This window comes from Paenibacillus xylanilyticus, from assembly GCF_013359935.1.
Classification (GTDB): Bacteria; Bacillota; Bacilli; order Paenibacillales; family Paenibacillaceae; genus Paenibacillus; species Paenibacillus xylanilyticus.
The window spans coordinates 1-805 of sequence record NZ_JABMCB010000034.1 but is presented as its reverse complement, the minus strand read 5'-3'; the positions used below and the strand labels follow the sequence as shown (position 1 = coordinate 805).

Sequence of the window (805 nt, the reverse complement as noted above, 5' to 3'; positions counted from 1 at the left end):
TCGTCCACTGATATGCCACCCCTTTCCGTTATCCGCTTACCGATCATTTTTCATCCGATATGTGCCTGTTTTATATACGCGAGTTTCCATACAGTATATTCGACGTTACAAATACGCCGACCGGCGGCAGCGAAGTTGAAGGCGGTTGCGGTGGGATATAGCCGCTATACCCCGCCAAGCTTATATCAGTTGTCGCTACCCAGGTTCCATATTCGCCCGCCTGTAAAGAAGAGGGTAGCATCCGCAGACGTCCGGTGAGAACCAAATGCCGAAGTTGAATCTTGACATCGTCATAGATGGTTAATTGGCTGGAGTAGGCGGCGTAGGGGGAATGAAACATGATCTGCTGCGTGCTTTCATTCCAACTTCCTTCAATCGGAATCGGCGTTCCGCGAAATTGGATGGTGCCTTGAATTTGCTGGTCCTGCAAAACACGCATCACTAGTTTGCCCCACACAACCGGTCTTCCGGCGACAGATGCATGAACTCCCCATATGGAAAAGGGAGGTAAACTCTTTGTACTTGTTTGAGCCGCAACGGACATGATTCATCACTCCTCAAAGTTAGATCACGTCATTATATGCGTCCTCGGAAAAAATGCCAGTCACTGGGCAAGAATTCTTTGCAGATAACCGAACCTGATCAAGTAAAAGAAGATGGACTTTCTCTTATACTGGTTGTTTCTTAATGCAGACAGGTTTCGAACAAAATTGTTTCAACCCATCCCAGTTGCCCCAGATGCAATTTTTACATCGATTTGGTTGTCTTGGGGCAGAGGTAGTCCAGTTTTTAATGCTTGTACTGA

The 805-nt window shown here is 47.0% G+C and carries 1 protein-coding gene; it reads right to left on the bottom strand.

From position 1 onward, the window contains the following. Positions 1–70: 70 nt before the first annotated feature. On the bottom strand, positions 71–544 hold the full coding sequence (locus HP552_RS00210) for a hypothetical protein (RefSeq protein ID WP_175393806.1): 474 nt from the start codon (positions 542–544) through the stop codon (positions 71–73). Between the last annotated feature and the right edge of the window lie 261 nt (positions 545–805).